Raw genomic sequence first — 6,286 nt, 5'->3', positions numbered from 1 at the left:
GTGGGGGTTGGGTGGTGGTGTCCGGGGTGCCCCGCGGGCCTCGTGGGCTCGGCCACCAGCCCCCGCGGCGGGCGGGCGGCCGGGGCGGGGGGCGGCGGCTGGTGCTCGCGGGGCCCCCCCCCCGCGGCGCTGTGTTCAGCGGTACGGCTGGTCGGCAGTGTGATGCGGCGGCCCGTGGACCGGCCCGCCGGGACGGCCCGGGGGTCAGCCCGCCGGGACGACCTCCACGGCCGCCAGGTTCTTCTTGCCCCGGCGCAGCACCAGCCAGCGCCCGTGCAGCAGCTCCCCGGCGTCCGGCGCGGCCTCGCCGTCGGCGACCTTCACGTTGTTCACGTACGCGCCGCCCTCCTTGACCGTACGGCGGGCCCCCGACTTGCTCGGTGCGAGACCGACCTCGACCAGCAGGTCCACCAGCGGAGCCAGCTCGGCGACTCGGGCGTGCGGCACCTCGGAGAGGGCCGCGCTCAGCGTCGCCTCGTCCAGCTCGGCCAGATCGCCCTGGCCGAACAGCGCCTTCGACGCGGCGATGACGGCGGCGCACTGCTCCCCCCCGTGCACCAGCGTGGTCAGCTCCTCGGCCAGCGCCCGCTGTGCCGAACGGGCCTGCGGCCGCTCCTCGGTCAGCTTCTCCAGCTCCTCCAGCTCCGCACGGCTCTTGAAGCTGAGGATGCGCAGGTAGCGGGAGATGTCCCGGTCGTCCACGTTCAGCCAGAACTGGTAGAACGCGTACGGCGTGGTCATCTCCGGGTCCAGCCAGACGGCACCGCTCTCGGACTTGCCGAACTTGGTCCCGTCCGCCTTCACCATCAGCGGCGTCGCCAGCGCGTGCACGGTGGCACCCGGCTCCAGCCGGTGGATCAGGTCGATGCCCGCGGTGAGGTTGCCCCACTGGTCGCTGCCGCCCTGCTGGAGGACACAGCCGTAGCGGCGGTACAGCTCCAGGAAGTCCATCCCCTGGAGCAGCTGGTAGCTGAACTCCGTGTAGCTGATGCCCTCCTGCGACTCCAGCCGGCGCGCGACCGAGTCCTTGGTCAGCATCTTGTTGACCCGGAAGTGCTTGCCGATGTCCCGCAGGAACTCGATCGCGGACATCCCCGCGGTCCAGTCCAGGTTGTTGACCATCGTCGCCGCGTTCGGGCCCTCGAAGGTGAGGAAGGGCTCGATCTGCTCCCGCAGCCGCTGCACCCAGGCCGCGACCGTCTCCGGGTCGTTCAGCGTGCGCTCGGCGGTCGGGCGCGGGTCACCGATCTGACCGGTGGCCCCGCCGACCAGGGCGAGCGGACGGTGCCCCGCCAGCTGGAGTCGGCGCACGGTGAGGACCTGCACGAGGTGCCCCACGTGCAGGCTCGCCGCCGTCGGGTCGAAGCCGCAATAGAAGGTGACGGGACCGTCCGCGAGAGCCTTGCGCAATGCGTCCTCGTCAGTGGACTGGGCGAACAGCCCGCGCCACTTCAGCTCGTCGACGATGTCCGTCACGGTTCCGGTGCTCCTTGCGTTACGTAGGGATGTACGGGTCAGTCTAGGCGGGTCACACCCCCTGGCTGACCGAGCTCATGTTGAAGTCGGGGACGCGCAGCGCGGGCATCGCGGCCCGGGTGAACCAGTCGCCCCACTCGCGCGGCAGCGTCTTCTCCGTACGCCCCGCCTCCGACGCCCGCGACAGCAGGTCCACCGGCGACTCGTTGAACCGGAAGTTGTTCACCTCGCCGACCACCTCGCCGTCCTCCACCAGATAGACGCCGTCCCGGGTCAGCCCGGTCAGCAGCAGCGTCGCCGGGTCCACCTCCCGGATGTACCAGAGGCAGGTCAGCAGCAGCGCCCGCCCGGTCGTCGCGGCCACCATCTCCTCCAGCGACCGCTCACCGCCCCCGTCCAGCACCAGGTTGTCGATGGCCGGGGCGACCGGCAGCCCGGTGAGGCCCGCGGTGTGCCGGGTCGTCGTCAGCCGCTCCAGCTTCCCCTCCCGCACCCAGTCCGTCGGCGTGAGCGGCAGCCCGTTGTCGAAGACGGACCCGCTGTCGCCGGAGGAGTGGGCGATCACGAAGGGCGCGGACTCCAGACCGGGCGCGTGCGGGTCGCTGCGCAGGGTGAGGGGGAGCGGCGCCAGCGTCTCGCCGAGCCGCGTGCCGCCGCCCGGCTTGGAGAACACCGTCCGTCCCTCGACCGCGTCCCGTGCGGTGGACGACCAGAGCTGGTAGATCAGCAGGTCCGCGACGGCGGTCGGCGGCAGCAGCGTCTCGTACCGCCCGGCGGGCAGCTCGATCCGCCGCTCCGCCCACCGCAGCCGCTGCGCCAGCTCCGCGTCCAGGGCCGCCGGGTCGACGTCCTTGAAGTCCCGCGTCGCCCGGCCCGCCCACGCGGAACGGGTCCGGTCCGGGGACTTGGCGTTCAGCTCCAGCGTCCCGGTCGGCTGGTCGTGGCGCAGCCGCAGCCCCGTCGACGTACCCAGGTAGGTGGAGGTCAGTTCGTGGTTGGCGAACCCGTACAGCTCACGGCCGCCGGAGCGGGCCCGCGCGAAGGCGTCACCGAGCGCCGGGGCGAAGTCCGCGAAGACCTCGGAACCCGTCTCGGCGGGCGCGTCCGTGAAGTCGGGCGATGAGGGCACCCCGCTCACCAGCGGCTGTGCGTCCTCGGCGGGACCGGCACCCCGGGCGGCGGCCTCGGCGGCCCGTACCAGCGGCTCCAGGTCGTCCGTCGTCACGGCGGACCGGGACACGACACCGGACGCCGCGCCTTCGGCCCCGTCCACGGTCGCGATGACGGTGAGCGTCCGCCCCCGGGTCACCCCGTTGGTGGTGAGCGCGTTGCCCGCCCAGCGCAGATTGGCGGAGGAGTGCTCGTCGGCGATGACCACCAGACCGTCCGTGGTGGACAGCTCCAGGGCCCGCTCGACGATCTCGTACGGCTTGCTGACGCGGCTCATCGTCCGGCCTCCTGCGTCGTGTTGAGGATGTTGACGCCCCGGAAGAGGGCGGAGGGGCAGCCGTGGGAGACCGCCGCGACCTGGCCCGGCTGGGCCTTGCCGCAGTTGAACGCGCCGCCCAGGACGTACGTCTGGGGGCCGCCGACCTTCTCCATCGAGCCCCAGAAGTCCGTCGTCGTCGCCTGGTACGCCACATCGCGCAGCTGCCCGGCCAGCCTGCCGTTCTCGATCCGGAAGAACCGCTGCCCGGTGAACTGGAAGTTGTAGCGCTGCATGTCGATCGACCAGGACCGGTCGCCGACCACGTAGATCCCGCGCTCGACCCCGCCGATCAGGTCCTCCGTCGACAGCCCGCCCGGGTCCGGCTGCAACGACACGTTCGCCATGCGCTGTACGGGAACGTGGCCCGGGGAGTCCGCGAACGCGCAGCCGTTGGAGCGGCCGAGCCCCGTGAGCTTGGCGATCCGGCGGTCCAGCTGGTAGCCGACGAGGGTGCCGTCCTTGACCAGGTCCCAGGACTGCGCCTCGACGCCCTCGTCGTCGTACCCGATGGTCGCGAGGCCGTGTTCGGCGGTGCGGTCTCCGGTCACGTTCATGATCGGGGAGCCGTACGTCAACTTGCCCAGCTGGTCGAAGGTGGCGAACGACGTGCCCGCGTACGCCGCCTCGTAACCGAGCGCCCGGTCCAGCTCGGTGGCGTGGCCGATCGACTCGTGGATGGTCAGCCAGAGGTTGGAGGGGTCGACGACCAGGTCGTACGTCCCCGCCTCGACGCTCGGCGCCCGCATCTTCTCCGCGAGCAGCCCGGGGATCTGCTCCAGCTCGGCGTCCCAGTCCCAGCCGGTGCCGGTCAGATACTCCCAGCCGCGCCCGGCCGGCGGTGCGATCGTGCGCATCGAGTCGAACTCACCGGTCGCGCCGTCCACCGCCACGGCCGTGAACTGCGGCTGGATGCGCACCCGCTGCTGGGTGGTGACCGTGCCCGCCGTGTCCGCGTAGAACTTGTTCTCGTGAACGGCCATCAGGGAGGCGTCCACATGCGCCACCCCGTCCGCGCGCAGCAGCCGCCCGCTCCACTCGGCGAGCAGCGCCGCCTTCTCCTCGTCCGGTACGGAGAAGGGGTCGACGTCGTACGCCGAGACCCAGGTCCGCTCGCCGTGCACCGGCTCGTCCGCCAGCTCCACCCGCTCGTCGGACCCCGCCGCCGCGATCACCTTCGCCGACAGCTTGGCCATCGCCACGGCCTGCGAGGCCACCTTCGCGGCCGCGTCCATCGTCAGGTCGACGCCCGACGCGAACCCCCAGGACCCGCCGTGCACCACCCGCACCGCGTACCCCAGGTCCGTACTGTCCGAAGCACCGGCGGGCCGCGCGTCCCGCAGCCGCCAGGAGGCACTGCGCACCCGCTCCAGCCGGAAGTCGGCGTGCGTGGCGCCCAACGCCCGCGCCCGCGCGAGCGCCGCGTCGGCCAGCGCGCGCGACGGCAGGGCCAGGAATGACTGATCTACCTCGTGGGGCACAGGGAGTTCCCTTCTCGATACACGACGGCAGTGAACCACGCCGGAGGGTGCGGGCACCGGGGGATAACACGGACACCTGTGCCCGACACGCACCGGCGCGGACTGTAGGAACCCAACAGCACCCCGGACAAGCCACTGTCAGGGCTCGATTCTCCGATCCGAGCACGGTACCGATAGGTTTTCGACGTACCAGACTGCCAGGCACCACGCACCACACCGCCAAGGAAAGAGTGATCCGTTGAGCCGCTCGGTTCTCGTCACCGGAGGAAACCGGGGCATCGGCCTCGCCATCGCCCGCGCCTTCGCCGACAACGGCGACCAGGTCGCGATCACCTACCGCTCCGGCGAGCCGCCCCGGGCCCTCACCGAGGCGGGTGTCCTCGCGGTCCGCTGCGACATCACCGACGCCGAGCAGGTGGAGCAGGCCTACAAGGAGATCGAAGAGAAGCACGGTCCCGTGGAGGTGCTGGTCGCCAACGCCGGTATCACCAAGGACCAGTTGCTGATGCGGATGTCCGAGGAGGACTTCACCTCCGTCGTCGACACCAACCTCAACGGCGCCTTCCGGGTCGTCAGGCGCGCCAACCGCGGCATGCTGCGCGCCAAGAAGGGCCGCGTCGTCCTGATCTCCTCCGTCGTCGGCCTCCTCGGCTCGGCGGGCCAGGCGAACTACGCCGCCTCCAAGGCCGGTCTGGTCGGGTTCGCCCGGTCGCTGGCCCGTGAGCTGGGCTCGCGGAACATCACCTTCAACGTCGTCGCCCCCGGTTTTGTCGACACCGACATGACCCAGGCGCTCACCGAGGAGCAGCGCGAGAGCATCGTGTCCAAGGTGCCGCTGGGCCGCTACGCGCGGCCCGAGGAGATCGCCGCCACCGTGCGCTTCCTCACCTCCGACGACGCGTCGTACATCACTGGAGCCGTCATCCCCGTTGACGGCGGATTGGGCATGGGTCACTGATCACCATGAGCGGAATTCTCGACGGCAAGCGCATCCTCATCACCGGGGTGCTGATGGAGTCGTCCATCGCGTTCCACGCCGCGAAGGTGGCCCAGGAGCAGGGTGCCGAGGTCATCCTCACGGCCTTCCCCCGTCCCACCCTGACCGAGCGCATCGCCAAGAAGCTGCCGAAGCCGGCCAAGGTCATCGAGCTGGACGTGACCAACCAGGAGCATCTGGACCGGCTGGCAGGCCTGGTGCGCGAGGAGCTCGGCTCGCTGGACGGCGTCGTCCACTCCATCGGCTTCGCGCCGCAGGACGCGCTCGGCGGCAACTTCCTCAACACGCCGTTCGAGTCCGTCGCCACCGCGATGCACGTCTCGGCGTTCTCGCTGAAGTCGCTGGCCATGGCCTGCAAGCCGCTGATGAGCGAGGGCGGCTCGATCGTCGGCCTCACCTTCGACGCCCAGTACGCCTGGCCGCAGTACGACTGGATGGGCCCGGCCAAGGCCGCGCTGGAGGCCACCTCCCGCTACCTCGCCCGTGACCTGGGCAAGGACGGGCTGCGCTGCAACCTGATCTCCGCCGGACCGCTCCGCTCCATGGCCGCCAAGTCCATCCCGGGCTTCGAGGAGCTGGCCGACGTCTGGAACACCCGCGCTCCGCTGGCCTGGGACATGAACGACCCGGAGCCGGCCGGCCGCAGCATCGTCGCCCTGCTCTCCGACTTCTTCCCGCGTACGACGGGCGAGATCATCCACGTCGACAGCGGCGTGCACATGATGGGCGCCTGACCCGCGTACCACCCCTGCTGAACGGCCCCCGGCCGCGTACCCCTCCCGGTTCTTCCGGGCGGTACGCGGCCGGGGGCCGTTACCGTGTGCGCTCGCTCCGGTCGAAAAGTCG

The 6,286-nt window shown here is 71.2% G+C and carries 5 protein-coding genes; 2 read left to right on the top strand and 3 right to left on the bottom strand.

The features are described from left to right. Window positions 1-204 precede the first annotated feature (204 nt). The 3 genes from tyrS to ACFW9Z_RS35555 are packed head-to-tail and all read right to left on the bottom strand — an operon-like array spanning window position 205 to window position 4,443. Window positions 205-1,476 (bottom strand): tyrosine--tRNA ligase, encoded by a 1,272-nt coding sequence (gene tyrS, locus ACFW9Z_RS35565; RefSeq protein ID WP_384647760.1) that lies wholly within the window; start codon window positions 1,474-1,476, stop codon window positions 205-207. Window positions 1,477-1,528: 52 nt separating this feature from the next. Beyond that, window positions 1,529-2,923, bottom strand: a complete 1,395-nt coding sequence (locus ACFW9Z_RS35560) for a metallopeptidase TldD-related protein (protein ID WP_384647758.1) — start codon at window positions 2,921-2,923, stop codon at window positions 1,529-1,531. Next, the gene (locus ACFW9Z_RS35555; protein WP_384647756.1) at window positions 2,920-4,443 is read right to left on the bottom strand and encodes a TldD/PmbA family protein; all 1,524 of its coding nucleotides are present in this window, start codon (window positions 4,441-4,443) and stop codon (window positions 2,920-2,922) included. The genes ACFW9Z_RS35560 and ACFW9Z_RS35555 overlap by 4 nt, the downstream gene beginning before the upstream one ends. A gap of 238 nt (window positions 4,444-4,681) precedes the next feature. Here ACFW9Z_RS35555 and fabG point away from each other — a divergent pair, with 238 nt between their 5' ends. Beyond that, on the top strand, window positions 4,682-5,401 hold the full coding sequence (fabG, locus tag ACFW9Z_RS35550; RefSeq protein WP_384647754.1) for a 3-oxoacyl-[acyl-carrier-protein] reductase: 720 nt from the start codon (window positions 4,682-4,684) through the stop codon (window positions 5,399-5,401). A 5-nt stretch (window positions 5,402-5,406) separates the two neighbouring features. After that, on the top strand, window positions 5,407-6,174 hold the full coding sequence (gene fabI / locus ACFW9Z_RS35545; RefSeq protein ID WP_006123573.1) for an enoyl-ACP reductase FabI: 768 nt from the start codon (window positions 5,407-5,409) through the stop codon (window positions 6,172-6,174). The last annotated feature ends 112 nt before the right edge of the window (window positions 6,175-6,286 follow it).

Origin of the sequence: Streptomyces sp. NPDC059452, from assembly GCF_042750035.1 — a bacterium.
Taxonomy (GTDB): domain Bacteria; phylum Actinomycetota; class Actinomycetes; order Streptomycetales; family Streptomycetaceae; genus Streptomyces.
This window is presented reverse-complemented; position numbering and strand designations above follow the sequence as displayed.